This window comes from Picosynechococcus sp. NKBG15041c, assembly GCF_055380235.1.
In genome coordinates this window covers 688,018-713,638 of sequence record NZ_AP040363.1, presented here as the reverse complement: position 1 = coordinate 713,638, position 25,621 = coordinate 688,018, and the positions used below count along the sequence as shown (strand labels likewise).

28 protein-coding genes are annotated in these 25,621 nt (G+C 49.3%); 9 read left to right on the top strand and 19 right to left on the bottom strand.

The genetic code is table 11. The features are described from left to right. The first annotated feature begins 207 nt into the window (after window positions 1-207). Window positions 208-729, top strand: a complete 522-nt coding sequence (locus tag ACZ45B_RS03455) for a PH domain-containing protein (protein WP_024546498.1) — start codon at window positions 208-210, stop codon at window positions 727-729. Here the strand turns inward: ACZ45B_RS03455 and ACZ45B_RS03450 are convergent. The 7 genes from ACZ45B_RS03450 to purC form a co-directional block, all read right to left on the bottom strand. Then, window positions 698-1,972, bottom strand: coding sequence for an FAD-binding oxidoreductase (locus ACZ45B_RS03450; RefSeq protein WP_024546497.1), 1,275 nt, complete (start codon window positions 1,970-1,972; stop codon window positions 698-700). The genes ACZ45B_RS03455 and ACZ45B_RS03450 overlap by 32 nt on opposite strands. A 7-nt stretch (window positions 1,973-1,979) precedes the next feature. Next, the gene (locus ACZ45B_RS03445; protein ID WP_164494896.1) at window positions 1,980-2,153 is read right to left on the bottom strand and encodes a hypothetical protein; all 174 of its coding nucleotides are present in this window, start codon (window positions 2,151-2,153) and stop codon (window positions 1,980-1,982) included. 61 nt (window positions 2,154-2,214) lie between these two features. After that, on the bottom strand, window positions 2,215-4,014 hold the full coding sequence (locus ACZ45B_RS03440) for an ABC transporter ATP-binding protein (protein ID WP_024546496.1): 1,800 nt from the start codon (window positions 4,012-4,014) through the stop codon (window positions 2,215-2,217). Window positions 4,015-4,040: 26 nt separating this feature from the next. After that, window positions 4,041-4,796 carry a phosphonate ABC transporter ATP-binding protein gene (locus ACZ45B_RS03435; RefSeq protein ID WP_024546495.1) on the bottom strand — a complete coding sequence of 252 codons (756 nt, stop codon included), beginning with the start codon at window positions 4,794-4,796 and terminating at the stop codon, window positions 4,041-4,043. A 16-nt stretch (window positions 4,797-4,812) separates the two neighbouring features. After that, window positions 4,813-5,643, bottom strand: coding sequence for a UDP-3-O-acyl-N-acetylglucosamine deacetylase (gene lpxC / locus ACZ45B_RS03430; protein ID WP_024546494.1), 831 nt, complete (start codon window positions 5,641-5,643; stop codon window positions 4,813-4,815). 48 nt (window positions 5,644-5,691) lie between these two features. Further along, window positions 5,692-7,935 carry a BamA/TamA family outer membrane protein gene (locus ACZ45B_RS03425; RefSeq protein WP_024546493.1) on the bottom strand — a complete coding sequence of 748 codons (2,244 nt, stop codon included), beginning with the start codon at window positions 7,933-7,935 and terminating at the stop codon, window positions 5,692-5,694. A gap of 201 nt (window positions 7,936-8,136) precedes the next feature. Then, window positions 8,137-8,883 (bottom strand): phosphoribosylaminoimidazolesuccinocarboxamide synthase, encoded by a 747-nt coding sequence (purC, locus tag ACZ45B_RS03420; protein ID WP_464674993.1) that lies wholly within the window; start codon window positions 8,881-8,883, stop codon window positions 8,137-8,139. 133 nt (window positions 8,884-9,016) lie between these two features. On the opposite strand from purC, the gene coaD reads away from it, so the two are divergent. Both coaD and ACZ45B_RS03410 read left to right on the top strand, forming a co-directional pair. Continuing rightward, entirely contained in the window at window positions 9,017-9,553 is a 537-nt protein-coding gene (gene coaD, locus ACZ45B_RS03415; RefSeq protein ID WP_024546492.1) for a pantetheine-phosphate adenylyltransferase, read from the top strand. Then, window positions 9,478-10,230 carry a hypothetical protein gene (locus tag ACZ45B_RS03410; RefSeq protein WP_024546491.1) on the top strand — a complete coding sequence of 251 codons (753 nt, stop codon included), beginning with the start codon at window positions 9,478-9,480 and terminating at the stop codon, window positions 10,228-10,230. The genes coaD and ACZ45B_RS03410 overlap by 76 nt, the downstream gene beginning before the upstream one ends. Here ACZ45B_RS03410 and ACZ45B_RS03405 read toward each other — a convergent pair. Next, a complete protein-coding gene (locus ACZ45B_RS03405) occupies window positions 10,212-11,339 on the bottom strand; it encodes a Gfo/Idh/MocA family protein (protein WP_024546490.1) in 1,128 nt (375 codons plus the stop codon). The two genes, ACZ45B_RS03410 and ACZ45B_RS03405, sit on opposite strands and share 19 nt — an antisense overlap. A gap of 67 nt (window positions 11,340-11,406) precedes the next feature. Then, window positions 11,407-12,537 (bottom strand): extracellular solute-binding protein, encoded by a 1,131-nt coding sequence (locus ACZ45B_RS03400; RefSeq protein WP_024546489.1) that lies wholly within the window; start codon window positions 12,535-12,537, stop codon window positions 11,407-11,409. A 218-nt stretch (window positions 12,538-12,755) separates the two neighbouring features. Between ACZ45B_RS03400 and ACZ45B_RS03395 the strand changes: the two genes are divergently transcribed. Next, window positions 12,756-13,157: a hypothetical protein gene (locus ACZ45B_RS03395; protein WP_024546488.1), complete on the top strand. Its 402-nt coding sequence runs from the start codon at window positions 12,756-12,758 to the stop codon at window positions 13,155-13,157. Here the strand turns inward: ACZ45B_RS03395 and lspA are convergent. The 3 genes from lspA to bioB all read right to left on the bottom strand — a co-directional run bounded on the left by lspA (window position 13,146) and on the right by bioB (window position 15,478). After that, window positions 13,146-13,646, bottom strand: a complete 501-nt coding sequence (gene lspA / locus ACZ45B_RS03390) for a signal peptidase II (protein WP_024546487.1) — start codon at window positions 13,644-13,646, stop codon at window positions 13,146-13,148. The genes ACZ45B_RS03395 and lspA overlap by 12 nt on opposite strands. Window positions 13,647-13,738: 92 nt before the next feature. Further along, entirely contained in the window at window positions 13,739-14,353 is a 615-nt protein-coding gene (locus ACZ45B_RS03385; protein ID WP_024546486.1) for a biotin transporter BioY, read from the bottom strand. A 27-nt stretch (window positions 14,354-14,380) separates the two neighbouring features. Next, the gene (gene bioB, locus ACZ45B_RS03380) at window positions 14,381-15,478 is read right to left on the bottom strand and encodes a biotin synthase BioB (protein WP_464674992.1); all 1,098 of its coding nucleotides are present in this window, start codon (window positions 15,476-15,478) and stop codon (window positions 14,381-14,383) included. 181 nt (window positions 15,479-15,659) lie between these two features. On the opposite strand from bioB, the gene ACZ45B_RS03375 reads away from it, so the two are divergent. The 3 genes from ACZ45B_RS03375 to folK are packed head-to-tail and all read left to right on the top strand — an operon-like array spanning window position 15,660 to window position 17,322. Continuing rightward, a complete protein-coding gene (locus ACZ45B_RS03375) occupies window positions 15,660-16,397 on the top strand; it encodes an SDR family oxidoreductase (protein WP_024546485.1) in 738 nt (245 codons plus the stop codon). Further along, window positions 16,390-16,755 carry a dihydroneopterin aldolase gene (folB, locus tag ACZ45B_RS03370; RefSeq protein ID WP_024546484.1) on the top strand — a complete coding sequence of 122 codons (366 nt, stop codon included), beginning with the start codon at window positions 16,390-16,392 and terminating at the stop codon, window positions 16,753-16,755. Before ACZ45B_RS03375 ends, folB begins: the two co-directional genes overlap by 8 nt. 15 nt (window positions 16,756-16,770) lie before the next feature. Continuing rightward, window positions 16,771-17,322, top strand: a complete 552-nt coding sequence (gene folK, locus ACZ45B_RS03365) for a 2-amino-4-hydroxy-6-hydroxymethyldihydropteridine diphosphokinase (protein ID WP_024546483.1) — start codon at window positions 16,771-16,773, stop codon at window positions 17,320-17,322. Here folK and lipB read toward each other — a convergent pair. Beyond that, window positions 17,293-18,078, bottom strand: a complete 786-nt coding sequence (gene lipB / locus ACZ45B_RS03360) for a lipoyl(octanoyl) transferase LipB (protein WP_024546482.1) — start codon at window positions 18,076-18,078, stop codon at window positions 17,293-17,295. The two genes, folK and lipB, sit on opposite strands and share 30 nt — an antisense overlap. Before the next feature lie 434 nt (window positions 18,079-18,512). Here lipB and hpf point away from each other — a divergent pair, with 434 nt between their 5' ends. Further along, entirely contained in the window at window positions 18,513-19,094 is a 582-nt protein-coding gene (gene hpf, locus ACZ45B_RS03355; protein WP_024546481.1) for a ribosome hibernation-promoting factor, HPF/YfiA family, read from the top strand. 148 nt (window positions 19,095-19,242) lie between these two features. On the opposite strand, the gene ACZ45B_RS03350 is transcribed toward hpf, so the two are convergent. Beyond that, the gene (locus ACZ45B_RS03350; RefSeq protein ID WP_024546480.1) at window positions 19,243-20,025 is read right to left on the bottom strand and encodes an SAM hydrolase/SAM-dependent halogenase family protein; all 783 of its coding nucleotides are present in this window, start codon (window positions 20,023-20,025) and stop codon (window positions 19,243-19,245) included. A 90-nt stretch (window positions 20,026-20,115) separates the two neighbouring features. Here ACZ45B_RS03350 and pirA point away from each other — a divergent pair, with 90 nt between their 5' ends. Beyond that, window positions 20,116-20,280: an arginine synthesis PII-interacting regulator PirA gene (gene pirA, locus ACZ45B_RS03345; RefSeq protein WP_164494895.1), complete on the top strand. Its 165-nt coding sequence runs from the start codon at window positions 20,116-20,118 to the stop codon at window positions 20,278-20,280. 147 nt (window positions 20,281-20,427) lie between these two features. On the opposite strand, the gene ACZ45B_RS03340 is transcribed toward pirA, so the two are convergent. From ACZ45B_RS03340 to cysT, 5 genes are all read right to left on the bottom strand, one after another. Further along, complete coding sequence (locus tag ACZ45B_RS03340; RefSeq protein WP_024546479.1) at window positions 20,428-21,591, bottom strand: GuaB3 family IMP dehydrogenase-related protein; 1,164 nt, start codon at window positions 21,589-21,591, stop codon at window positions 20,428-20,430. 198 nt (window positions 21,592-21,789) lie between these two features. Then, window positions 21,790-22,584 carry a Crp/Fnr family transcriptional regulator gene (locus ACZ45B_RS03335; RefSeq protein ID WP_024546478.1) on the bottom strand — a complete coding sequence of 265 codons (795 nt, stop codon included), beginning with the start codon at window positions 22,582-22,584 and terminating at the stop codon, window positions 21,790-21,792. A 145-nt stretch (window positions 22,585-22,729) separates the two neighbouring features. After that, the gene (locus tag ACZ45B_RS03330) at window positions 22,730-23,776 is read right to left on the bottom strand and encodes a sulfate/molybdate ABC transporter ATP-binding protein (protein ID WP_024546477.1); all 1,047 of its coding nucleotides are present in this window, start codon (window positions 23,774-23,776) and stop codon (window positions 22,730-22,732) included. 59 nt (window positions 23,777-23,835) lie between these two features. Further along, window positions 23,836-24,651, bottom strand: coding sequence for a sulfate ABC transporter permease subunit CysW (gene cysW / locus ACZ45B_RS03325; protein ID WP_024546476.1), 816 nt, complete (start codon window positions 24,649-24,651; stop codon window positions 23,836-23,838). After that, window positions 24,641-25,498, bottom strand: coding sequence for a sulfate ABC transporter permease subunit CysT (cysT, locus tag ACZ45B_RS03320; RefSeq protein ID WP_024546475.1), 858 nt, complete (start codon window positions 25,496-25,498; stop codon window positions 24,641-24,643). The genes cysW and cysT overlap by 11 nt, the downstream gene beginning before the upstream one ends. Between the last annotated feature and the right edge of the window lie 123 nt (window positions 25,499-25,621).

Sequence of the window (25,621 nt, the reverse complement as noted above, 5' to 3'; positions counted from 1 at the left end):
ATTTCGGCTATGGGCCCTTGGGAAAAATCAAGGTTAACATTTTCTCCGGTTAATCTAGGGCAAAAATGTTGGGAAATGGTGAAATGTATTTTTTTGAAAAAAGCGCGATCAAGGGCTGTTGTCGGGCAGCAAAATCAAAGCAAAATTCTATTGTCGCTATGATGTTTGGGGAATTTCATTACGGTGCAATCAATGGACAGTCGAGTGATGAAACGTCATTTCTTTTTTAAGGCACCATGGGACCAAACCTTGACTGTGGTAACGGTGGTGACCGGTCTATTGTTGACAATGATCGCCTTGATGTTCGTCATTTTGGGGATTCAGCAGCAGGATGCCGCGACATTTTTATGGGCTATTTTACCGGTAGGGATTTTAGCCATAGCGGCATTATTTATGGTGCAGGGATACTATCTTGAGGGCGATCGCCTCCGCATTCAGCGGCTGGGTTGGCAGCGGACAATTTCCCTGGATACGTTGATCCGTGTGACTCATGATCCCCTCGCGATGCAACGGTCGATCCGCCTTTTTGGAAATGGGGGCCTGTTCGCGTTTTCGGGGATATTTTGGAATAGAAAATTAGGGAGATATACGGCCTATGCCACGGTGCCACGATTGGCTGTTGTGCTGACGTTTATTGATCAAACCATTGTGATCACCCCCGAAAGACCTGATGATTTTACGGCCCTGGTGATCGCCTTTAAATTCCCCCCACAAACCGCTGGGGACTGAGGATTTTTTCAGGGTCAAACTGAGCTTTTATTTTTTCCATTAGGGGGAGGGCATCGTCAGGGTAGCCCCAGGGTTCAAACTGTTGTTTTAGGCGATAGGAACCCTGGAGCATGGTTAAAAAGCCGGAGTTTTGTTGACAAAATTGGCGTAATTCACGGAATTGTCGCAGAAATTTTTCGTGGGGAAAAGCAATCGTTCCCAGGCCGCTCTTACTATGGATGCGGGCGATCGCCTGACCATCGGCTAATCGTTCTAAATGCTTGAGTAAATCGAGGCTGCGGCTGGGTAAAATTCCTACTTTACAGACCACAGGGCATTGATGGAGAGTTGCACTCAGTTGCGCACTGAGAAGATTGGACTGGGCGATCGCCTGCAGATTCAATGCCTGACCCATCGCTTCTAAGGCCTCCCGTTGGGCCGTGATACTTTCGGCGATCGCCTCAAAACGAATCAATAAACCGTAGCCCTGGCCGAGGTTAAACTGAGCCATCAATCGCGGCGACAAAACATCGGCGATCACCGGCGTGAGCACAGAATGATGCAAGCCTTGCTGTAGTTGGCGAATAGCATCTACATCGCCACTGAAGAGAAGTGAAAGGCCCTGCTCCTGAATCGGGTAGAGACGAAAGGTTAACTCAACAATTGTGGCGAGACTGCCATAAGAACCAGTGATTAGCTTAGTTAAGTCATAGCCCGCCACATTTTTAACCACCTTGCCACCAGCCTTAGCAAAGGTGCCATCGGCCCGCACAAGGGTGACTCCCAAGAGCAAATCTCGTACACCACCATAGCGCTGCCGGAGACTGCCCGTATCCGCGGTCGCCACAATGCCACCAAGGGTCGCACGGTTGGGAAAAGCAGGATCAAGGGGGAGAAACTGGCGGTAGGGGCGGAGGTAATTTTGGAGCTCTTGAAAGGTTAAGCCTGCCTCCACTGTGATCGTCAAATCATCAACGGCATGGTCAACAATGCCATTGAGCTGTTGGGTACTCACCAGCCAATCTACTTCTGCGGTGAGCCCTCCCCAAGCCAGCTTACTGCCATTGCCACAGGGGATTGTTTTGATATTTTCCCGGTGGGCTGTACGAAAAATTTCCTGGAGTGCTTCCCGGGACTTGGGGATTAACAGTGCCTCTGGGGAATGGCGGCTGATCTGGGCTAAACAATCATGCCAATGGGGGTGACAATATTGCCACGCCTTTAGGTCGATATTTTGGGTCTCTGGATCAACCGCCAACGCCATGATTTTATTATTCTGCAGTTAAGGCGATCGCCTCAACCGTTGCCTTATCACCGTCTACTGCCGTGATTGCCCAGCGGAGCACTTCCTCATCACGCTTTTCGAGTTCCTGTTCAATGGCCTTAGGGAGATCGGTGGGGTTTTCCTGGAGGTCAATTTCTGCCGTAATAAAGTGGGTGGTCATTGGGCTTCCTTTATCGAAAATTCTGTGTTCAATATCATACCAAGCAACGGAAACGCTCCGTCTAATCCCCTAACATGTGCAAACGATACAAACTAGCATAGAGACCGTTTTGGGCGAGGAGTTGATCATGGTTCCCCGTTTCTATCACTTCCCCCTGCTTCAGCACCAAGATTTTATCCACATCCCGGATCGTCGAGAGACGGTGGGCAATGATGATCGCCGTGCGGTCTTCGAGGAGCTGCTCCAGGGCCGATTGAATCAGGGCTTCTGTCCCCACATCAAGACTGGCGGTAGCTTCATCTAAAACCAAAATTTTTGGATCCCGGATCGCCACCCGCGCAAAAGCCAGCAGTTGCTTTTGGCCTCCAGAAAGATTTGTGCCCCGTTCCCTCAGCGCAGTGCCATAACCCTGGGGGAGTTCTTCAATGAGGCGATCGACATTGGTGAGCTGTGCCGCCTGCTTCACCCTTTCTAAGGGATATTCTTCTCCGAGGGTAATGTTGCGTTGGACATCCCCGGCAAACAGAAAGCTTTCTTGCAAAATGACGCCGATATGACGCCGCAATTCCTCCTGGGGCAGATCACGGATATCGATACCATCGACGAGGATGCGCCCTTCACTGGGATCGTAGAGACGGCAAAGAAGGCGAATAATCGAACTTTTTCCGGCCCCGGTTGGCCCCACCAGGGCAATTTTCTCGCCGGGTTTAATCTTGAAGTTAAGGTTTTTGAGGACGTACTCACCAGGTTTATACCCAAAGGAGACGTTGTCAAAAATAATTTCTCCGGATGCCTCAGGGTTGAGATTTAACGTTGAAATTAAATGCTGTTGTTTATCCTGGATTTCAATGGGTTCTGCCATCAGTTCACTTACCCGCTCAATGGCAGTAAAGCCAGACTGAAACATGGTGAATTTGTCAGCAAATTGGCGCAGGGGGTTAAACAGGCGCTGGGAATAGAGCACAAAGGCAGACAGTACCCCGAAGTTCAAATCCCCTTGGAAAATAAACCAGCCCCCCAGCCACAAGACGCCGGCGATCGCCACCAAAGAGATCCACTCTAGGGTCGCGGAAACAGCAGAGTCATGGAAAATTGTTTTATTCACTGCGATGCGATAGCGGTCATTAACTGTGCGGAAGAGTTCAGCGTTGAGAGCTTCTCGGCGAAACAATTGCACCACATTAATGCCAGAGACATTTTCCTGTAACATCGCGTTCAGTTGAGACAGCTCTTCCCGAGCTTGGTAGTTGGCTTTGCGGTATTGCCCCTGAAAATAAATAATCAAAAAAGCGACCGGCACTAACATCAGAATCAACAGGGTCGCTAACTGCCATTGCAGCAGGAAAATTGTGACGATAATAACGGCGAGGGAAATCACATCGTTAATGATCCCGATCGCCCCACTCGCAAAAACATCGCCTAGGGCTTCCACATCGTTCGTCAGCCTGGTCACCAGCTTTCCCACGGGCATCCGGTCGAAGAAACGGGAGGACAGGGAGGTGACATGATCAAAGAGATCTTGACGGATCCCAGCGGTAATTTCTTGGCCAACCTTTTGTACTAGATAGCCCTGTACAGATGCGAAGGCCAGGCGAATTAAAATTGTCCCCAACAGGATCCAGATGAGAACAGTAATTCCATCATTGATACTGAGGCCATTCAAGATACCCCAAATTTCTTCCCCCCGCAGGAGTGACACGGCTTGACCGACAACGAGGGGTTGGATTGCACCGGCGATCGCCAGGGGAATCAGTAAGATAATTGAAACCACAAGGGTGGCGAGATTTTGTTTCGCGTAGGGCAAGAGCTTACCCGCTAGTTGCCAATCATTGCTGTTCTGGGGAGGGGATGCGATCGCCATGGGGATTTTTTAAGAAATGCAGACATCTAGTATATCGATTGATGCCCATAGAGGTGGGCGATCTGGGTGTCGTTGACCGTCGCGGCGGGCTGATCAAAGAGAATTTTGCCTGTTTTTAAACCAATGAGGCGATCGCAATGGCTCCGGGCAAATTCTAAGGAATGGAGGCTAATCACAAGGGTTTTGCCTTGGGTATCGCAGAGATGGGCCAACAGATCCATCATTTCTCGGCTCAGGTGGGGATCTAGACTGGCGATCGGCTCGTCGGCGAGGATGACTGCGGGATCTTGTACCAACACCCGCGCCAGGGCAACCCGCTGTTTCTGACCTCCAGATAGTTCGTCTGTTCTAGTCAAGATTTTTTCAGGGATTCTAACCTGTTCAAGGGCGGCCAAAGCAAGGGGGCGATCGCAGGGAAAAATCAAAGAAAAGGCTGCTTTCAAAAAAGACCAACGTCCCAGATGTCCGGCATTAACATTGTGAATCACGGCCAAACTGTCCACCAGGTTCAATTGCTGGTAGATCGTACCAATCTGCCGTTGGATGCGCCGCCGTCGTCGGGGTGAAAGTTGTGCCAAGGGCTCCCCCCAAGTGAGCAATTCTCCTCCGGTGGGTCGTAGTTGGCCGTTGAGTAAGCTAAGCAGCGTGCTTTTTCCCGCACCACTGGCCCCAATTAGCCCCACCTTTTCGCCGGGATAAATACAAAAATTCAACCCCTCTAGGGCCGTCACCCCACGAAAATGACAGGTAAGCGATCGCCCCACAAAGATTGCTTCTGGCATTACTCTTTACCCCTGATCACAGCAGGGTTGTCTGTAATGCTTTCGCCAGTTGAGTATGGAGCTTATGACTGGCTTTGTAGGCAAGGTAATGGGCTGTGGGGATCGTCCCCAGCAGGGCCAAATCACCGATGAGATCGAGCAACTTGTGACGAGCGGGTTCATTAGGGAAACGGAGGGGCGGATTGAGCCATTTTTCTGGGTCACAGACGAGGGCATTGTCTAAGCTCCCCCCTTGAATCAAACCTGCTTTTTTGAGCTGTTCAATTTGATCCGCAAACCCAAATGTCCGCGCCGGGGCGATCGCCTCTGCAAAAGATTCAACCTTAGGGCTCCAGCTATGCCACTGATTGCCAATGGGCCGATAGGTGAAGTCAATCCCATAGGTAAAGCGCAGTTCCGCCGAAGGCAGAGCGGCGACAAACATATCCCCTTCCCGAATCCACAGGGGCTCGCTGACAACTGGGATAGGTGGATTATTTTCTGGGTTCAAGTTTTCGGTGCCAGCCTGGGCGATCGCCTGGGCCCACTCCAGGGCCGAACCATCCAGGAGCGGCAGTTCTGGGCCATTAATTTCAATGCGTACCGCATCAATCCCCAAACCCACGAGGGCCGCCAGCAGATGCTCCGTCGTTCTGACTTTCGCTTCACCCATCGCCAACTCTGTCGAAAGGAGAGTTTGGTCCACGGTGTTAATGCTTGCGGGAATCACCGGTTGCCCTGGTAGATCGGTCCGCACAAAATATCTGCCCTGGTGGCGATCGCCAGGCATCAGTTTTACGCAGACCCGTTCCCCCGAATGGAGGCCAATCCCAACACATTCCACCGTTGTTTTAAGCGTTGTCACCATCACAAAAAAAGGGGGATATTTCCCCCAGCCTGAACAATGAAAGGAACTTTAGAAGCGTTCACCAATCCCGAAGTGAATACGCGTATTCCCGTTATCAGCGATACCATAGTCAACCCGAATAGCCCCTAAAGGAGAATTGACTCGAACACCGATACCATAGCCAAAACCATTGCCTGGTTTACCCCGGACACCAGCAGGATCCCCCGGAACATCATCACCAGAACCTAGATCTGTGCCATAGTCCGCGAAGATGGCCCCCCCAATGGCAGCAAAGATCGGGAAGCGATATTCCGCCGTTGCCTGGAGATAATAGCGACCACTCCCGAGATCCCCTTCTTCAAAACCACGTACAGAGTTGCTACCGCCGAGGGAGAAAGCTTCGTAGGGGGGTAAGTCCCCCAGGATTGCTCCCCCTTGAATGTTGAAAGCTAGGGTATGGGGTTTTTCTTCACTGCCAAAGGTGGGCAACTTTAGTGGAGAGTCTATATAAATGCTATGACTGGCTCGGAGGCGATTAAAGAAAATACTGCCGTTACCAAAGGGCAATGTTTGATCAGTGCCAAAACGGGTCAGAGAGCCCCTGGTCGCACCATCAAAAGTAGTGCGTCGGTCCCTTACTGCATTAAGGCTGAGGCTAAACAAATCATCAACACCATCGCCGGAGAAACTCAAAGGATTGCCAAATTCATCCACAGGGGCTGTGTTTCCGTCAGAATCAGTAATGCGAATCCGGTTGTAATCAAAGCCGAGGGACGCACGCCATTCTGACGGGTTGAAAACATCCCGGGAGAGGGGACGGCTAAAGGTTATCCCCCCACCGAGGCGGTTGACACGGGGGCGATCGCCGAGCTCTTCTCCCTCTGCTGGTAGGCGAACTTCGTTTTCCCCACCATCAAAAATCAGCGAAATAGAGCGACGGCGAAAGGCATTCACTGAATAGGACGTGCGGTAGGGGTCGCCTGCGATCCAGGGGTCCGTGAAAGACACATCAAACAGGGCATCCCGCTGGCCTAGTTGAAATTCAGCAGCAAGCCGCTGGTTATTTCCTCCAAGGTTTTGTTGCTGATAGCTGACACTACCGAAGAAACCACTAGCGGAGCTGATCCCCCCCCCGGCGGCGATGGAGCCAGTATTTCCTTCGATGACGTTGAGGTTTAAAACTGCCTGGGTTGGGTCTTCTGTACCGGACGTAAAATTAAGCTGAATATCTTCAAAAAGACCTAAGCCAAATACTCGTTGCAGGTCTCGTTGGGCCACGTCCCGCCGGAAAACATCACCAGGCTTGAGTTCCATTTCGCGGGTGATGATAAATTCTCTCGTCTTACCTTCGACGGGTTCATTGTCAGCATTGATGAAATTGACCTGGATATTTTCGATGACCCCTTCGACGACAATGAGGGTAACCACACCATCGGCAGTGGGCTCATCGATCCCAATTACATTGGCAAGGTCATAGCCATTTTCCTGATACCACTGCTGCAGTTGACGAAACTTGTTACTGCCTTCCTGGAAGTCGTTGAGGTTGATCACCTCGCCATAGCGATCGCCAAAGATATCATCGATCACTTCCGGTGGTGTGATGTTTTGATTTCCCTCCAGGGGGAGTGCCTGCACCGCAACCCGGCTAAGAACAGGGTTGGGAACTACATTAAAGCTTACCCGCACACCAAGGGCTGTATCTTCTGGGGTAGCGACTACATCCGCAAAAAGACCTGTGGCATAGATGCGGTTTACATCATCCCGAATTTGCGTGACCGTGGCTGGTTGACCAGCGCGGGTTTCGATGGCTTGGATAATACGCTGTTCCAAGGCCACATTGTCTTCGACACCATTGATGCGAACTTCGGCCACCAAGACCCTTGGTTCTGCGGTCTCTGTTTGGGCTGGAATCTGCTGGCTTTCAGAGGCTGGCGGTGTTGTCTGGGCCTGGAGAGATGGTTCTTCTGCGCTAGAGGCTGGTGTGGGGGCCGTAACTTGGGCTACTTCAGTGTCCGGTACTGGAGAGAGTTCTGATGCCTGACTCGGTGTGAGGGCAATGGTTTGCGATTGGGGTGTTTGGATTTCTGGAACGGCGATCGCCGCAGGCACCGGGGTCGCTTCTACCTCTATTGATTCTTCTGGGGCCAGAGGAGATTGAGCCACTTGGGTAATGGCCGGTGCAGTGGACTCCGCACCAGTGGTCTCAGACTTGGGTTCGGCTTGGGCCGGGGTCATCGCCCCCAAAGTGGCGATCACTGCCCAAAGTGCTAGGTTTTGGGGGGAGAAATAAGTTAAGTTGCGTTGTTTTTGCACGTCCAAACACCAAATCAAAAAAAGTTATCAGCACTATATTTGTAAGTGCTTTGTCTGTAAATCGGCCAACACGAGTAATTCACTCTGCTGGATTGTACCAGAGCCAAAGACGGGGCGGTGTCTTTTATGTTTCCGCCCAATGGAGGGGCAAACAGGCCCGGTAATTCAGCTTTGGGCAAACAAAATACCAGTCTATATGACCTAGGATTGTAGTTGCTTAATCTGCGCTAGTACCCGAGCTTGGACTGTTTGATAAGCGTTTTCGATATTCCCGAGGTCTTGACGGAAGCGGTCTTTATCCATCACCCGTAGATTGGGATCGCTCACGGTTTGATCCCAGAGGCGACAGGTATCGGGACTAATTTCGTCGGCGAGGAGAATTGTGCCTGTCTTGTCAGTACCAAATTCAACCTTGAAATCTACGAGGGTAATCTGGCAGCGCCCAAAAAAGTCTTGCATTAGGGTGTTAATTTTGAGGGCATAGTCTTTGAGTTGGGCCAGTTGTTCCTCCGTAACGATATTCAACAGCATTAGGCGATTGCGCGTCAGGAGTGGATCCCCCAGGGCATCATCTTTGAGATAAAACTCCACTAAGGGCTGGGGTAAAACCATTCCCTGAGCTAGGCCTGTTTGTTTACAGAGGCTTCCTGCGGCAATGTTACGTACAACCACTTCCACGGGGAGGATGGTGACCGCTTTAACGAGCATTTCATCGGCTTTAGTTTGTTCGATGAAGTGGGTGGGAATGCCCTGGCTATCGAGCCACTGGAGAAGGGCAGCGGCGATCGTGCAATTCATTTCCCCTTTGCCCTGGATCGTGCCTTTTTTTTGGGCATTAAAGGCGGTGGCATCGTCCTTGAAGTAGGTAAGAAGAATGTCAGGATCAGCGGTACTGTAGAGGATTTTGGCCTTGCCTTCGTATTTTTTTTCGGGGTGATGCTCGCTCATAGCTGCTTGGACTCGTCAATAAAATCACTTTCCATTGTAGGGGTTGATGTCCCTGGGTTTGCGGCGAGTCTTGGGGAAACAATATGGCACAATTAACTGGTACGAGCTTTCATCCCGTGGGGCGACATTTTCTGTGATCGCGATTTATCCTGGCAGTTTTGACCCGATTACCCTTGGTCACCTCGATATCATTGAGCGGGGCGATCGCCTATTTGAAAAAGTGATTGTAGCGGTGCTGTGCAATCCTAGTAAATCACCGATTTTTAGCCTCGAAAAGCGAGTCGAACAAATCAGCCGCTGTACCCAACATTTACCCAATGTGGCCGTCGATAGTTTCACAGGTCTCACGACCGACTACGCCCGCAAACAAAATGCCGGAGTTCTATTGCGTGGCCTGCGGGTGCTATCTGATTTTGAAAAGGAACTCCAGATGGCACATACAAATAAGACGCTTTGGGCTAATATCGAGACAGTATTTTTGGCAACTTCTAACGAATACAGCTTTTTAAGCAGTAGTGTCGTCAAAGAAATTGCCAAATTCGGTGGTTCCGTCGATCACCTCGTGCCTGACAATGTTGCTCAAGATCTGTATCAATGGTACAAAGTTCATCCGCCTCAGATAAACCCACCGATAATAACGCCAATTCCCCAACCCTCTACCGGGGTGTAGATTTAAACGTCCAAGACCAGTTAACCCACCTAGAAGAGGTCATTTTTGAAGGATTCCAGGTTCCGCTCCTCGGCCTTACTCTGGTTAAAGACGATGATGTTTTAGATGAAATTGACCATGTCCGTACTAGCGTCCCAGAAATCATTGAGCGGGCGGTGGAAGTGCTCCAGTACAAGCAGCAACTTTTGGGGGAGGCCCAAGCCTACGCAGAAGAAATGATGGCAGCCGCCGAACGACGGGCCGCCCAAATGTTAGACGAAAATATCTTGACTCGCCAGGCAGAGCAACGAGCCGCCCAGTTGCGCTATGAAACAGAACAAGAATGCCAAGCTCTGCGACAACAGACCCTTGCGGAGTTGGAGGATGCTCGTCAACAGACGTTTGCAGAACTAGAAGGTGCTCGCCAACAGGTGACCCAAGAAATGCAACAACTCAAAAGTCAGGCGATCGCCGAAGCCCAAGCCGTCCAAGAAGACGCCGATCAATATGCCCATCATCTTCTGAGCACCCTCGAAGGTAACCTGAGAATCCAATTAGAGACGGTCCAAAATGGGTTACGACAGATTCAACTGCCCAAAGCAGGGAATAACAATCAACTGACCCAGGGCCAGAGTTCTCACCCGCAGTCAGGTCGCCGTTCGAGCCAGCACCAGCGTCGTCAACCCAAATCCAGATAATTATCGAGGCTTGGCACTGTGACCCAACGACCTTGATGATGGGATTGGTGGGTCAAGTCCATGAGCAGTTGGGAATAAATCCCCTCCCGGAGTGTGGGGGCGATCGCCTGGTGATCAGAAGATTGGCGATCGATGTTATTGACCCAATGATCAACGACGCGAATAAAAGGCGCTAAGCGACCATCCGTAAAGATTTGGGGGAATTCTAAACGTTCTGGAATAGTCACTGCTACCCAATCTGAGCCAGCTTGGGCCGCTTGGAGTGTAAAGCCATGGACATAATCCTTGAGATTAGGGCTCCCTAGGACCAAAGAACCGCGATCGCCATACACTTCAATCCAGTGGCCCCGTCCATGGTGACTAACGGAGGTAATATTCAGTTGGCAGGGAGTGCCGTCGGCCAACTCCAACATGATTAGGCAAGTATCATCAGCATCCACAGGTTTGAGCCGATTACCATCAAGGGGGTCAGGCCGTTCGGGAATTGCGCAATTAAGATATCCCGATAAACGCTTTATTGGGCCAAAAAGCCAGTGGATGTAATCAAAGGCATGGGAGCCCACTGCCCCCAGAGCCCCTCCCCCTTGATCCTTGCGGGCATACCAGTTCCAAGGACGCTCCGGGTTTGCGCGGCTGGTCACGAGCCAATTGATTGTAATGAGCCGCTTTTGACCAACAAAATCATTTTGCAAGTATTCTGCCAGGCATTGCCACGCTGGAATAAAACGAAATTCAAAGTCTGGGGTGACCACTAGATTTTTTTGGGCCGCTAGATGATGGAGCTCCCGCGCCTCGGGGCCATTGAGGGTCATGGGTTTTTCGAGGAGGACATGTTTCCCTGCCAGGAGTGCCTGCTTCGCCATGTCGTAATGCAAAAAAGGAGGCGTTGAAATAGCCACCGCCGCCACTGCCGGGTCTGCTAACAGTTCAGCAAAGTCGCTGGCATGGTTGGGAATGTGGTGTTCAGCGGCGATCGCCGCCGCTTGCATCGGATCTCGGTGGTAAACACTGACTACTTCCGTGCGGTGGTGGTGCTGTAATCCGGGAATATGAATTTTCTGGCCGAAACCGGTGCCGGCGATCGCCACCCCAATGGTTTGATTCGTCATCTTGATTCCTGAAATGTGATTGCTTTGTTTGCATTATCTAGAACTGGGGTCGTCAAAATCAAAGCCTCTAGCCCTCACTCCGGCGGACAGCTTGCCAAATTTCTTGGTACTGGGCGGTGATTTCGGGGTCTAAGGTCTCAATAATTTCACTCGCTTGGAAGGTTGTTGGGTCTAGGTAAATGAGGGGATTAGCGGTGATTTCGGGGTCAAGATCGGGGGCTGCATAGATCAGTGGCGAGGCCCCATAGCTACTGCGCGAAAGTTGTTGAATCGCCGCGGGTTGCCACCAAAAGTCGAACCAGGGCTGGAGTGCGGCAAAGTCTCGCTGGCTGCCCTGGGGTTGCACCCACAGGTCACACCACAATGCCGTCCCACTGGTGGGGACAACTGCCCCCAGATTCTGATCTTGCTTCAGGAGGGGTAAGATATCCTGGGACCAGCCCTGGGCAAGCCAAGTGTCTCCCATATCCAGCGGTTGTAGATAATCGGTAGAGCTATAAAATTTGACCTGGCGGTGGAGCTCCCGAAAGTCAGCCTCTAGGTTGGCGATCGCCTGGGGATCAGTCTCGTTATAAGATTTGCCTTGCTTTTTTAACAAAAACCCCAACACTTCCCGGGAGTGGTTCAACAGAGAAAATTTACCCTGCAATTCCGGTCGCCACAGATCGGCCCAGTCCGTTGGCGTCCAGCCCAATGGTTTGAACTTATCCTTGCGGTACACCAGCAGCGTTGTGCCCCAGCGGTAGGGTTGCCCCCACAATAGACCATTTTCTGCGATACTCCCTTGGTCGTCGCGCCGTAAAAAAGTTTGCCAAGGTTCCCCCAAGCTATCCCAGGAAGCCAATGTCGTCAAAGGCAGTGGTTGAATCAGCCCCGAGGCGATCGCCTGACGATACCAGCCGTGGCCTAGGGTTACCAGATCTGGAATTGATTTCGCTTGACCAAGCCAATTTTTTCGCTTGGTCCCATCGACAGGAAATTTTTGGAGAGCCTCGAATAACTCCTGGAGTTGTTCGAGGGGCGTAAGGTTAGCCCGGAGGGGAGATGTTTGGCGTAATAATGCCAACAGTTGAGGGGCAACAGAGCCTTTTAATGTATAAATTTGTAACGCTTGAGCGGCAGTAGCCTGACAACCGCCCAATGCCCCTGTAACGGCAAAAAGCCCGGAAATCGTCAAAAATTGGCGGCGATTAAGCATAAATTCAAGTAATGTTCCCCTAGGGAAATTTCTATCAAAAAATAATAAATTTAGCCTGTATTCCAGTTGAATTTAACCCAGAATAATTGAAACTTTTCTTCCCGGATTTCAGAGATTTCTTAAGGTTTTCTAAGGGAATCTTAAATATATTAGGATAAATTTCCCTGCCATTAAAGTTGGCATTAGCATGGGAGAAGAGGACTTTAGACTGACAAAATATGAGTGTTCATGGCTATGTTAACGAGTTAAAGCATCAGCTCGATCTTTTGTCTCAACTTGTTGAAAAAGTACAACAGGTGATCGAGGCGGAACCATCCCTTGGCAAAGATACACTGATGGCAATGATGCCCAAAATTGACAATGCTGCTTTTGGTTTAGATTTAAGTGTCGGCGGCGAATTTTTTCAACATAAAGATATTTTGTTCGATGAAAGCCTAAATTTGGAAGGCCATGCTTTCCAGGAAGCAGAACTCAGTCCAGAACTTCAGGTTAAAAGGCTGACTGCTCAGTTGACGGTGGCCTATAAGCGCATTGCCCAGCTCGAAGAACAGTTGCTGTCCCAACAGACTAAACGCCAGGGCAGTGGTTATGCCTATTCATCGCCTGGTCTATTTAGTTGAAGAATCTGTCGATGCCGAGCGGTAAGACAGGAAAATATTGAGAAATAAACAGGCAATTCCCAGGTTGATGCACACATCGGCGATGTTGAAGACGGGAAAATTAATTAGGCGAAAATCTAGAAAATCCACCACATAGCCGAAGAGAAAACGGTCAATGCCGTTGCCCATGGCCCCAGCGAGAATAAAGCCATAGCCCCACTGCTCGGAAACAGTCTGGCGATCGCCAAACCAAGCCAGAGCCATCAGGCCAATACTTACCGCCAAGGAAAGCCAGCGGAGCCAATAGACTCCATCCGTAAAAATACTAAAGGCTGCCCCAGTGTTACGCACATAGGTGAAGTGAAAAACGCTTGGCCACAGGGGAAAGGTATCTCCCACTGCCGGTAAGGTTTGGAGGACAATGGTTTTTGTGAGTTGATCTAGCACCAACCCAAGCAGGGCCACAAGCCAGAACCAGCGATTTTTGAGTAAATCTTGGCGCAGATCCATGGGAATTTTTTGATCTCAGTAAAAGTCAAAGGTAAACGTTGAGAAGGTTGCTTGCAAAGCAGTGCCGCAGTGGGTTGCCTATCCGTATAGTTTCAGTAGAACAAAATCCGCCGAACGCCGTAGGCCATCACCGCCACTCCACACACTAGCACTAACTGACTGGGAAAGGGAGTAACAGTATAAAGGGCGATCGCCTCAATGAAAGTCAATCCCGCCCCTTGAAGTTTTTCCAAGAAAGCCAGTCCCAGCACATAGGCCATGCCACAACCATGGAGCACCACCAGGCCACAAAAAGCACTCAAGGCCAAGGCTTCTAAGCTCAGGATATAACGAAAAGCCAGCCAACCACAGACCCCCGCTGCTGGGATAAAACCGAGGATATACCCAAAGGTTGGTTCCGTTAAATAGTCGAGTCTTCCCCCCTGGGAAAAGACAGGGAGCCAAAAAAGGCCAATAAAAATGTAGGCCATTTGCGAGATGATGCCAGCATTTTTCCCCCCCAGACAGCCCGTCAATAGAACCGCTGCCACTTGGCAATAAATGCCGAGGGATTGGGCCTGGATGCCTTCTGTGGCCCAGACCCAGGGGGCATTGGTGCCATAGGCCTCAATAAATGTGCCCCCAATCGTCAGGGAGACACCGATGAGTGCCCATAGGAGTTGGTTAAACCAATTGGGGCCAGCCGTGGCGGTTTGCTTCAGGGACAAGGACTTTTAGGCAGTGCGTGAGGGCGGTTATTGGGCAGGGACATATTGACCAGGAATCGGGGCTTCACCCCCCTGGAGACCGAGGGATGCCAACATTGCTTCATCCTGTTCTGGGGGTTGGCCCATGGTGGTGAGGTAGTGGCCCACCAGCATCGCATTGATCCCAGCTTTCAGGCCGAGGTGTTGCAGTTCACCCATTACCGCTTCGCGACCGCCGGCATAACGGATGATTTGCTCAGGCAAGATAAACCGGAAAATCGCCATGCACTTGAGAGCGTCGTAAACATCTAGGCGATCGCTCTCTGCTAGGGGAGTACCTTGCCGGGGATTGAGCAGATTGAGGGGGACAGATTCAACTTCGAGATCCCGCAGGGCGATCGCCAAATCGATCCGGTCTTCCCAACTTTCCCCAAGGCCCATAATGCCACCGCTACAGGCTTGGATCCCCGCAGCCTTGAGGTTTTTGATCGTTTCGACCCGGTCTTGCCAACTGTGGGTGGTGACGATGTCGGGGAAGAAGTTTTCTGAGGCTTCTAGGTTATGGTTGTAGCGGGTGACACCAGCATCCCGCAGTTGTTGGGCCTGTTCGGGGGTCACTTCACCGAGGGCGCAACAGGGCTTGATTGAGGTTTCAGCTTGGATACGGCGCACCGTTTCGAGGATTTGCTCAAATTCGTTAGATTTGGGGCTGTTGTACTTGATGCCGCGCCCTTGGCTCACAAGGCAAAAGCGTTTGGCCCCCGCCGCCTCCGCCGCTTTTGCTTGTTCAAGGATTTCTTCGGCGGTTTTGAGACCATAGACGGGGGAATCTTCGCCTGGGTGGTGGGCGGACTGGGAGCAGAAACTACAGTTTTCGGAGCAGCTGCCAGATTTGACATTGATAATGCTACAGAGATCAACGATGTTGCCACAGCAGGCTTGACGGATCTGATCGGCGGCAGCGCAGAGTTTGAGGATATTTTCTTCGCCCGTGATTTCGCTGAGGCGGAGGGCTTCGGTTCGGGTCAGGCGATCGCCCTGGATAATCCGTTGGGCCCAATCATTTAACCAAGCTTCGAGGGCTGGGCCATTGGGAATCACGGCGGAGGGGGCTTGCTGGGAGGGCTTGATCGGTACTTGAACCACGGTGACCTTCTTTCTCTGTGACGAATTAAAGTATTCCAAATTTTATCACCCCCGTTTCCCTGACTTAAGGGTTCCCCAGATATCTGTTACATCCTGGGGGAGGCAACCCAAGCAGTGAGATTGTTGCTTTCTCGTGAAAAAATGGGTTAACTTCTATGGGTTTTATTGCGCAACGGGAAGCATGAGTCAACAAACCGCTTTAATCACTGGGGGGGCCAAACGCATTGGGGCGGCGATCGCCCGCACCCTCGCCCAGGAAGGGATCAATTTAATTTTGCATTACCGCTCCTCCCAAGCAGAGGTAGAAAAACTTGCCGAAGAGCTGTCAGAATTTTCAATTGCCATCGATTTAGTCCAGGCAGATCTGCTGCAGCGGGACAGCGTCGAGGCGATGATCGAGGCGGTGAAAGGGAAAACCCCCCAACTGGATATCTTGATTAACAATGCCTCAATGTTCAACAAGGAAAGCCTGTTTGACCTGAGCCCAGCCAACCTCTGGGATAATATCCAAGTCCATGCTTTACACCCTTTTTTATTGACCAAAGCTTTCTTCTCGCCAGAATCGAGCCATGGCAATGTGATCAATTTCCTCGATACCCGCATCTATGGCTATGACTATGAGCATGTGCCCTATCACCTGAGCAAAAAAATGCTCCACAGTTTCACGAAGATGCTAGCATTTGAGCTTGCCCCCAACGTCCGCGTGAATGCGATCGCCCCCGGTCCCATCCTGCCGCCAGTGAATGCCGAAGGCGATGAGCGAGTCCAGGCGGTGATTGAAAAAACCCCCCTCAGACGCTTTGGCGACCCCAGCAATATTACCCAAACCGTGCTGTTTTATTTAAAGAACGATTTCATTACCGGCCAAGTGATTTGTGTCGATGGCGGGTTTCACCTAGGAGAAAATTTCTATGTCTAAGAGCCTCGATAAAATTTATATCCGTGACCTGCTGCTGCGCTGCATTATTGGCATCTTTCCTGAAGAGCGGGAAAAAAAGCAGGATGTGGTGATCAATGTGGTGATGTGGGCGGATCTCACCAAGGCTGGCCAGACTGATGATATCAATGACACCGTCGACTATAAGCGCATCACTAAGGCGATTTTGGCGGCGATCGAACCGTCGAGCTATGGCCTCATCGAAAAAATGGCCCAGGTGGTGGCAGATATCTGTTTCACCGATGCCCTCGTCAAAAAGGTGGAAGTAACCATTGATAAACCCGGCGCCCTCCGCTTCGCCAAAGCTTCGGCAGTGACCATTTACCGGGAACGTTCTTAAATTTCTGCGAAACCCATGGCCCAGAATCGTGTCTATCTCAGTGTCGCCTCAAACATCCAGCCGGAAGCCAATATCTTCAAGGCGATGACAGAACTGAAAGCGTTTTGTCAAATCAAAGCGGTGTCACGGTGTTTTGTGACGGATGCGATTCCGGCCCCGGGGCAGCCGCCAACGAAGGATTTGCCCTATTACATCAACTGCGTCGCCCTGGTAGAAACAGACTACGAAGCGGCGGCGTTTAAGTTTGAGGTGTTGCGATCGCTCGAAACGAAACTGGGCCGAGTCCGGACCGCTGATAAATATGCCCCCCGTCCCCTGGACCTAGATATTTTGCTGTTTAATGAGGCGGTGATCCAGGCAGAAAATTTAGAAATTCCTGACCCAGACATCACCAAACGCTGGTTCCTGGCCCAGGGCATCCTCGACATTGACCCAGAGATTATCTTGCCGGGCGATCGCCAACCGCTCCAAGGCTATCTCCAGCCCCTATTGGATCAATTTTCGGCGACCAATCAAACTTTTACCGAAAATCAGACGCTACGAGCCCAGATCCAGGCGATCGCCTAATGCAGCATCTGTTGCGATCATCTCCAACTGAAAAACGTCCCCGAAAATGTTCGGCAAATCCTGGCGTACTTGCTCCAAAGTTAAATCGGGCAAAAACTGCTGCAAACTTCCCACCGGGCGATCGCCGATGCCACAGGGCACAATTTGTCGGAATCCAGCTAAATCTGGGCAAACATTGAGGGCAAAACCATGCATCGTGATCCAGCGCTTCACCTTGATACCGATCGCCGCTACCTTGTACCCCTCGACCCAAACCCCCGTTAATCCGGCGATTCTCTCCCCCCGGAGGCCATAGGTGTCGAGCAAACGAATCAAAACCTCTTCCAACTGGCGCAAATACCAATGGAGATCCTGACGGTGGCGGCGTAAATTCAAAATCGGGTAGCCCACCAATTGTCCCGGGCAATGGTAAGTGACTTCGCCCCCCCGTTCCGTCCGGTGCAATTCTACTGCCGCCGTTTCTGGCGAAAATTTAACAAAATCTAAGTTTGAGCCCGTCCCCAGGGTGTACACAGGCCAATGTTCTAATAAAACCAGGATATCAGGCAGATTTTCTTCATTTAAGCGTGCAGTCACCAATTGCTGCTGCCACTGCCAAGCTTTAACGTAGGCAACAGTTTCCCGCTGGTATAAGTAACAAGACGCCTGGGAAGGTAAATTGGCCAGAGATTGTGTCAAGGAATCCGACGAAACATTAAAAGTCATCAAGGGGCGATCGCCTTTAGGCAAAAAAATGTTACTTTCAGCATCCACCATAGCAAATAGTTAAGAACTGTAAAAGCGTTCCAGTTTTCTTAATGTTTCAAAGCGGATAAATTGACAAGTTTCGAAGACAAAACTTACAATTAAAACATAGAGAAAAAGAGAATACCTGTTAAAATCTCAGCTCTCTTAAGTCGCTACTAGTTGATTTCACAAAAAACAACACATCCCCTTTGTTTCTGGCTTTTTTCCCTGAATTTCTCTTTGGAATTTTGAAAAATATTAAGCGAATGAGTTTATATATGACGCCACCAAAGTGATTTATTTCCAAGGCAAAAAAATTTGCTAGAATAACCAAACACTTCACAGCAAGCACTTTTTTTAAATTTTTGCATTCACGATATTTCTTTATTTTTTAATCTTCAAGAATCGTGATTTGTCCTAAAAGTTGACTTGTTTTATCCATTCAGATGGAGTAACTAGAGATTATGAAGCTATTGATCCAAGGCAACAACATTGCGGTCACCGAATCGATCCATGATTATGTTGAAAGTAAGCTTGAAAAAGCAACCAAACATTTTCAATCTTTCGCAACAAAAGTAGATGTACACTTGTCTGTTGCCAACAATGCTCGCATTAACGATAAGCATAAAGCTGAGGTTACTGTTTATGCCAATGGGACCATCATTCGCGCCCAGGAAGGCAGTGAGAATCTCTACGCCAGCATTGACTTAGTTTCCGATAAGATTGCCCGTCAGCTCCGTAAGTATAAGGAGAGAAATTTCGGCAAGAAAACCCATGTCCACGAAAAAACTAGTGAAGTGTTGCCAGAGGCAACGGTGCCAGAAAATCTCATTGGCGATCGCGCGCCGGAACTCCCCTCTGAAGTGGTGCGGATGAAGTATTTTGCGATGCCCCCCATGACAATTGATGAGGCGCTAGAACAGTTGCAATTAGTAGATCATGATTTCTACATGTTTTTGAACAGAGATACTAACGCGATCAATGTAATCTACATGCGCAACCACGGTGGCTATGGTGTGATTCAACCCCGCCAAGCGAAAGATTAGGGTCTTAATCACTTGGGTTAACCAAGTTGCCACGGGCGTTGTCCTGGATCAACCTCCATCTCGCCAAATCCCTACCCAAAGGAAGGTTTTCTAGAAAACCTTCCTTTTCTTTTGGTTGGCTTTAGTTTTTATTTTTCAGCAATTACGATTACGGGTTGTAGTGCACGATCGCCCCCCGTTGTACTTGAAAAAATTCTTGGGCATGGCCTTGGTTAAGGCTAATTTCTAGCCAACCATGGCTGCCCACTAAAGCGCAGGGACAGGCGATCGCCACATCTCCATAGGTTTGCACGAGAGGGATCATCTGGCATGCAAGGGTCATATGACCCTGCATGTTTGGGCAAACTGTGCCAGGAATATTGGTGATTAAATTGCCAAAATGATCAATATGTTGAACGATGCCATGGTAGGTTTTACCGAGGCGCTGATAAGTAGGTAAATTCAAGCTCACAATGGATTCTCGCCCCAGGGGACTGCCTAGTGCGTCCACAGGAACACCTAAGGCAAGGTGAGCTGCCACCGGCGCAAAAATATCACGGCCATGGAAAGTGCTGCTGATCGCTTCTAATTTAGGCGATCGCCAATAATGGGGATTATCTAAGATCACAGCGGTGATCACTGGGTATTTTTCGAACAAGCCACTGCCTAAACCATTATTGGGTCCGACGAAATATCCTCCAGCAAATTGCACAGCGATCGCCTCGCGACTAGTGCCCACCCCCGGATCCACAACCCCCACAAAAATTGTTTCTGGCGGGAAATAGGGAGCCGCATTGAGTAAGCAAAATCGACCAGCGGCCAGATCTTGGGGCGGAATATGGTGGCTCAGATCAATGACCAGCACCTGAGGGGCAATGCTTGCAATTACCCCTTTCATCGTGCCGACATAGCCATCTGTGAGGCCGAAATCTGTTATGAGGGCGATCGCCATTGCTAACCTAAAGTATTCTGTAGCATTTAATACAGTTTAATCTCCAGCCTGTTACATTAAAGGTGGCCTATTATTCCCAGTGAGAGTGCTATGTTTAGAAATGTTCAGCAGCAGATTGTTAAGCAACTAAAGCTCACCCACCGTGAAAATCTCAAGAGAAATTTACAATATCGCCTCGAAGCCGCCCGCAATTCTGGTAACGCTCATCTGATCCAACAACTAGAAGCTGAAGCTCAGTACCTTGGGCTTGCCTAGATTTTAACTGCTCTTACTATTTTTGATTAGCAGCGATCAACCATTAAAAAAGGGAATGTTTTGAACATTCCCTTTTTTATCACTTAATTAAATCAGCAATGACAGCTTGAAGTAGGAGAAGGCGATCGCCAATGCACTGGGCAAAATCTACTTACCCATGCCCAGCTTCTGCGCCTTTTGGTAAACTTTTCCTTCCGTCAACAAAGAGGGCGCAATTACCACTTCCACCTGCTGCATTTCTTTAATGCTCTTGGCACCGAGGGTCCCCATACTGGTTTTAAGAGCACCGAGAAGATTGTGGGTGCCGTCATCTAGCTTCGCGGGCCCTGTCATAATTTGGGTGATCGTCCCTGTTGTGCCTACATTAATGCGAGTTCCCCGGGGGAGTACAGGGCTAGGAGTTGCCATCCCCCAATGGAAGCCACGGCCTGGGGCTTCGGCAGCTCTGGCGATCGGTGAGCCGATCATTACAGCATCAGCCCCAGAAGCAATACATTTACAAATATCACCACCAGTCACAATGCCTCCATCTGCAATGATCGGCACATAGCGACCAGATTCCTGTTGGTAGTCATCACGGGCAGCCGAACAATCGGCGACTGCGGTTGCTTGGGGAACACCAACGCCAAGGACACCACGGGAAGTACAAGCCGCACCCGGACCAATCCCAACAAGAACCGCAGCAGCACCAGCCCGCATCAGTTCTAGGGCGGCATCATAGGTTACACAGTTCCCCAGAACAACGGGAATTGGCAATTCTGCACAGAGCTTATGCAAATTCAGGGGGACAATCCCTTCAGGGGAAAGATGAGATGTGGAGACGACCGTCGCTTGGATAAAGAGAATATCGGCCCCGGCATCGGCGACGATTTGACCGTATTTTGTTGCTCCAACAGGGGTTAAGCTGACGGCAGCAAGACCATTCTGCGCTTTGATTTCTTTGATGCGCTTTTCAATGAGTTCTGGTTGGATAGGCTTAGCGTAGAGCTCTTGCATTAAGCCCACAAATTCTGTTTTGTCTACCGCGGCGATGCGATCTAGGATCGGGTTCGGATCGTCATAGCGGGTTTGAATCCCTTCTAGGTTGAGAACGCCCATTGCTCCCAATTCGGAAAGGAGAGCGGCCATTTTCACATCAACAACACCATCCATTGCACTGGCCAGGATAGGAATCTCTAGCTTGATGCCACCAATTTCGAGACTGGTATCTGCCAGTTCGGGGTCTAGGGTACGACCACCCGGAACGAGGGCAATCTCATCGAATCCGTAAGCACGACGAGCTGTTTTGCCACGACCAATTTGAATGTCCACTCTTACTCCTTAATTATTGCCAAAACTTAGATGTGTCAATCTAGGATAACTGATTGCCTACATTTTCTTACAAAAAGACTGCCGCCAGACGTCAATCTCTCTAGAGGTCTAATTTTTAGCATTGGTTTAGGGGCTTAGGCTAGTGAACGACCTGTCTGAAAACAGGCTTTATGTCTGCACTTTTAAGGGTCAACGATATTATTTGAGAGGCCACCAAGCCACCTTGTCACGGGTTGCGCTATATACTTCTTTCAAGCCTTCTGGACTGAGGACATGGATTAAGTCTCCTTGGCCTTCGGCGGATTTTCCAGTGGAGATAAGCCCGACTTTTGTCATGCCTTTTAGGACCTGCTCCACTGTACGGTGATTTAACTGGCAGGCATGGGCAATGATATCAATGGGCAGATCAAAAACAAACACCCCGTCGGCTTGGGGTTGATTTAGGAGCGATCGCTCTTGGTAAATTAAAGCCCGCAATAGGGAGGCAACGGCCTGGGGAGGATAGGTGCTACAGTTCAGGAGATGGTAGTGAAATTTCTCCCGCAACTCGAAACTTTGGTTATAGCGATCGCGAAAAATTTCATTATTTTCATAAAGTTTTTGTACTGCGATCGCCGGAATTTTTAAGACATCGGTGGTCTTGTAGGCTTCCACGAGACTGGGAAAACTCCGACTGGCCTGACCGAAAGCAATGGGAAGATTACGCATCCCAAAACAACTACCCATGTAAGTAATTGCCAAAATACGATCTAGGGGCGTACTCCGGACAATCACAGGTCCCCCTGCTAAGAGTACATAGAGAAATTCGAGGTTCTGGTTTGGCCGAAAAGCGGTATAGATAGGGCGACTAGAATACAGTTTTTCGGTAGCTAACGTCTCTGGATCGAGCCAGTTTTGCAACTCCACGGGGTCTAAGCCACGAAAGAAAAAATTGTTTTCGGTGAGCTCAGTGATAATTTCTGGTATTTGGGGAGCTTGGACTGACTTCGCCATGGGGATTTTAAATGTATTCAGCGCGAAACTTACAACGACTTTACCCCGATTCTAGTTGAAAAAATTACCTCAACGGGTGCTTTGTCCTTGTTGGGATATTTTTCATGGCGACCAGCTCCTCCCGAATTCCCCCTGTTTTGGCAAGTTAGATTGGGGCTTGCACAGCAGAAACATCCGACTCAGGGCCAAAAACTTTCGCTTGTTTTGGCTTGAGGTAGACCGTTTGACCGACTGTGACCTGAAGTTTAGTCAGTTGATCGCGGCTGATGTGAGCGACAACGATCTCATGGTCATCGATCAAAACTTCTATTTGCACATCAGATCCACGGTAAATGATTCGTTTGACTGTACCTGGTAGGGAAAATTGATCGCCTTGATCCTGGAGCTCTAGGTCATGGGGACGGATAAAAACGTCGGGGGCATCGTGGTGAGAAAAAGAATCTGTATGGTTACGAATTAAGGAATGGTGACCAGGCAGAATATTCACTTCCCCAATAAAGTTCATCACAAAAGGTGTGGCGGGATGGTCATAAATTTCAGCAGGACTACCGACCTGTTCAATACGCCCTTGGTTCATGACGACGATTTCATCGGCGACTTCCATGGCTTCTTCTTGGTCGTGGGTCACAAAAATACTCGTGACATGGACTTCTTCGTGGAGACGGCGTAACCAAGCGCGGAGTTCTTTGCGCACTTTTGCATCTAATGCCCCAAAGGGTTCATCGAGCAAGAGAACCTGGGGTTGGACGGCGAGGGCTCGGGCCAAGGCCACCCGTTGCCGTTGGCCGCCGGAGAGCTGGGAGGGATAGCGATCGCCTAAGCCTTTTAGCTGCACGAGGTCTAATAATTCTTCGACCCGCTGACGAATGACTTGTTTCGGTGCTTTCCGGATTTCCAAGCCAAAGGCAACATTCTGGCGAATGGTCAAATGTTTGAATAGAGCATAGTGCTGAAAAACAAACCCGATATTCCGTCGCCGGATATCTACGTGGGTGGCATCCTGGCCGTTGATAATCACCTGACCATGGTCGGGGGGTTCGAGTCCGGCGATCGCCCGCAGCAAAGTCGATTTTCCAGACCCCGACGGCCCCAGTAGTGCCACTAATGACCCTTCTTTAACTTCTAGATTAATATTTTCTAGTGCTTGAAAAGTGCCAAAGTTTTTATAGACTGCATTTACAAAAATACTCATAATTGATTACACCTAAAATTTTTTTAACCTGACAAAGCCAAGAGCATTTCACCAAGAAATTAAGCGTGGGTTTTACGCTCTAAAATTTCCTTCAGTACCAGAGTCACACAGGCCAATAAAGCTAAAATCACCGCTGCGGCAAAGGCTGATTCTGTCGCATAATTATGATGTTCCTGCTCTACAAAAATTGGTAATGTAGCTGTTTTTCCAAGGACACTTCCCGAAACCACAGAAACTGCCCCAAATTCCCCCATGGCCCGCGCGTTTGTTAGGAGAACGCCATATAATAAGCCCCAGCGAATATTCGGCAATGTAACCCGCCAAAAAATTTGCCAATCATTTGCCCCCAACGTTCTTGCTGACTCTTCTTGATCTGATCCCATTTCCTCTAAGACAGGAATCACTTCCCGAGCAACAAAAGGTAAAGTCACAAAGATTGTGGCAATAATCATTCCAGGCAAAGCAAAAACAATTTGAATATTGGCCTGTTGAAAGAAAGAACCAAACCAACCATTATTGCCATAGAGCAGCACAATCATCAGACCAGCCACCACAGGAGAAATAGAAAAAGGCAAATCAATGACACTCAACAAAAGTGTCCGGCCCCAAAACTGTTTCCGTGCCAAGACCCATGCGACACAAAGGCCAAAAATCGTATTTAAAGGGACACTAATGAGAGCAATAATGACAGTTAAGCGTGCTGCTGCAGTAAAATTGCTGGCTTGAATAGCCTCAAAAAAAGGAGAAATTCCCAGATGAAATGCTTCATAAAAAATACAAACAATAGGAATTAAAAGCACCAGGGAAAGATATACAAGGGTGATACCAATAAGCCAACGGGGTGACAATTTAAAACGAGAAAAACTAGTTTGCATAACGACGCCCCCATTGCTGTAACAGATTAATGACAAATAGAATAATTAAGGAAACCAACAATAAAACAGAACCAATAACTGTTGCACCAACATAATCAAAAGCTTCTAGGCGCTGAAAAATAAGAACAGGAGCAATCAAATCCTTAAAAGGAACCCCTGAAGAAATCAAAACAATAGAGCCATATTCCCCCACGGCTCGGGAAAAGCCCAGGGCAATACCAGTTAAAATAGGCGGGATGAGTGGTGGGAAAATCACACGCCAGAAAGTTTGAGTTTCCGTTGCGCCTAGAGACCAAGCAGCTTGTTCTGTTTCTTCTTCTAGTTCTCTCAAAACGGGTTGCAATGTGCGCACAACAAAGGGCAAAGAAATAAATAACATTGCAATGAAAACCCCAATCCTGGTGTAGGCGATTTTAATCCCAAAGGGAGCAAAAAATTGTCCGATCCAGCCTTGGTCATTATACAAAGTTGCAAGAACAAGACCTGCAACAGAAGTTGGTACCGCAAAGGGGATATCGATAACAGCATCAATAATTTTCTTGAAAGGAAAATCGTAACGAACCAACACCCAAGCAATCACTGTACCGAGAATGCCATTGATCATGCCAGCGGCGATCGCCGTAATAAAAGTAACTTCATAGGCAGACATTGCGATCGGGGCCAAAGCGATATCTAAGTATTCCCTAAAGCTGATACTAAAAGATTTTTGAATGAGCGCCAACAGGGGTAAGATTAATGTCAAACTTAAATAAATAACGCTAATTGACCAAGGAATGGTATTTCTAGGCCACTTAATTTTTCTAATCAAGGGAAATATGGAAGGAAGGGTGGTGGCTGAAATTTTCATTGCTTAAAATGACAAAATATTGGACTTAGTCTGTCAAAAGTACTTTTATCAGGGTTTTAAAAAGTTACCTTGAAAAAACGATTAAATATATTGAGATCTTGGTTTGTCTCGACATATTTAGTG

Excerpts from the sequence above, each read along its gene's own strand:
- ACZ45B_RS03455 (WP_024546498.1), top strand. The coding sequence starts at position 208 with ATGAAACGTCATTTCTTTTTTAAGGCACCATGGGACCAAACCTTGACT.
- ACZ45B_RS03450 (WP_024546497.1), bottom strand. The coding sequence starts at position 1,972 with ATGGCGTTGGCGGTTGATCCAGAGACCCAAAATATCGACCTAAAGGCG.
- ACZ45B_RS03445 (WP_164494896.1), bottom strand. The coding sequence starts at position 2,153 with ATGACCACCCACTTTATTACGGCAGAAATTGACCTCCAGGAAAACCCC.
- ACZ45B_RS03440 (WP_024546496.1), bottom strand. The coding sequence starts at position 4,014 with ATGGCGATCGCATCCCCTCCCCAGAACAGCAATGATTGGCAACTAGCG.
- ACZ45B_RS03435 (WP_024546495.1), bottom strand. The coding sequence starts at position 4,796 with ATGCCAGAAGCAATCTTTGTGGGGCGATCGCTTACCTGTCATTTTCGT.
- lpxC (WP_024546494.1), bottom strand. The coding sequence starts at position 5,643 with ATGGTGACAACGCTTAAAACAACGGTGGAATGTGTTGGGATTGGCCTC.
- purC (WP_464674993.1), bottom strand. The coding sequence starts at position 8,883 with ATGAGCGAGCATCACCCCGAAAAAAAATACGAAGGCAAGGCCAAAATC.
- ACZ45B_RS03410 (WP_024546491.1), top strand. The coding sequence starts at position 9,478 with ATGGTACAAAGTTCATCCGCCTCAGATAAACCCACCGATAATAACGCC.
- ACZ45B_RS03405 (WP_024546490.1), bottom strand. The coding sequence starts at position 11,339 with ATGACGAATCAAACCATTGGGGTGGCGATCGCCGGCACCGGTTTCGGC.
- ACZ45B_RS03400 (WP_024546489.1), bottom strand. The coding sequence starts at position 12,537 with ATGCTTAATCGCCGCCAATTTTTGACGATTTCCGGGCTTTTTGCCGTT.
- ACZ45B_RS03395 (WP_024546488.1), top strand. The coding sequence starts at position 12,756 with ATGAGTGTTCATGGCTATGTTAACGAGTTAAAGCATCAGCTCGATCTT.
- lspA (WP_024546487.1), bottom strand. The coding sequence starts at position 13,646 with ATGGATCTGCGCCAAGATTTACTCAAAAATCGCTGGTTCTGGCTTGTG.
- ACZ45B_RS03375 (WP_024546485.1), top strand. The coding sequence starts at position 15,660 with ATGAGTCAACAAACCGCTTTAATCACTGGGGGGGCCAAACGCATTGGG.
- folB (WP_024546484.1), top strand. The coding sequence starts at position 16,390 with ATGTCTAAGAGCCTCGATAAAATTTATATCCGTGACCTGCTGCTGCGC.
- folK (WP_024546483.1), top strand. The coding sequence starts at position 16,771 with ATGGCCCAGAATCGTGTCTATCTCAGTGTCGCCTCAAACATCCAGCCG.
- lipB (WP_024546482.1), bottom strand. The coding sequence starts at position 18,078 with ATGGTGGATGCTGAAAGTAACATTTTTTTGCCTAAAGGCGATCGCCCC.
- hpf (WP_024546481.1), top strand. The coding sequence starts at position 18,513 with ATGAAGCTATTGATCCAAGGCAACAACATTGCGGTCACCGAATCGATC.
- ACZ45B_RS03350 (WP_024546480.1), bottom strand. The coding sequence starts at position 20,025 with ATGGCGATCGCCCTCATAACAGATTTCGGCCTCACAGATGGCTATGTC.
- pirA (WP_164494895.1), top strand. The coding sequence starts at position 20,116 with ATGTTTAGAAATGTTCAGCAGCAGATTGTTAAGCAACTAAAGCTCACC.
- ACZ45B_RS03335 (WP_024546478.1), bottom strand. The coding sequence starts at position 22,584 with ATGGCGAAGTCAGTCCAAGCTCCCCAAATACCAGAAATTATCACTGAG.
- ACZ45B_RS03330 (WP_024546477.1), bottom strand. The coding sequence starts at position 23,776 with ATGAGTATTTTTGTAAATGCAGTCTATAAAAACTTTGGCACTTTTCAA.
- cysW (WP_024546476.1), bottom strand. The coding sequence starts at position 24,651 with ATGCAAACTAGTTTTTCTCGTTTTAAATTGTCACCCCGTTGGCTTATT.
- cysT (WP_024546475.1), bottom strand. The coding sequence starts at position 25,498 with ATGAAAATTTCAGCCACCACCCTTCCTTCCATATTTCCCTTGATTAGA.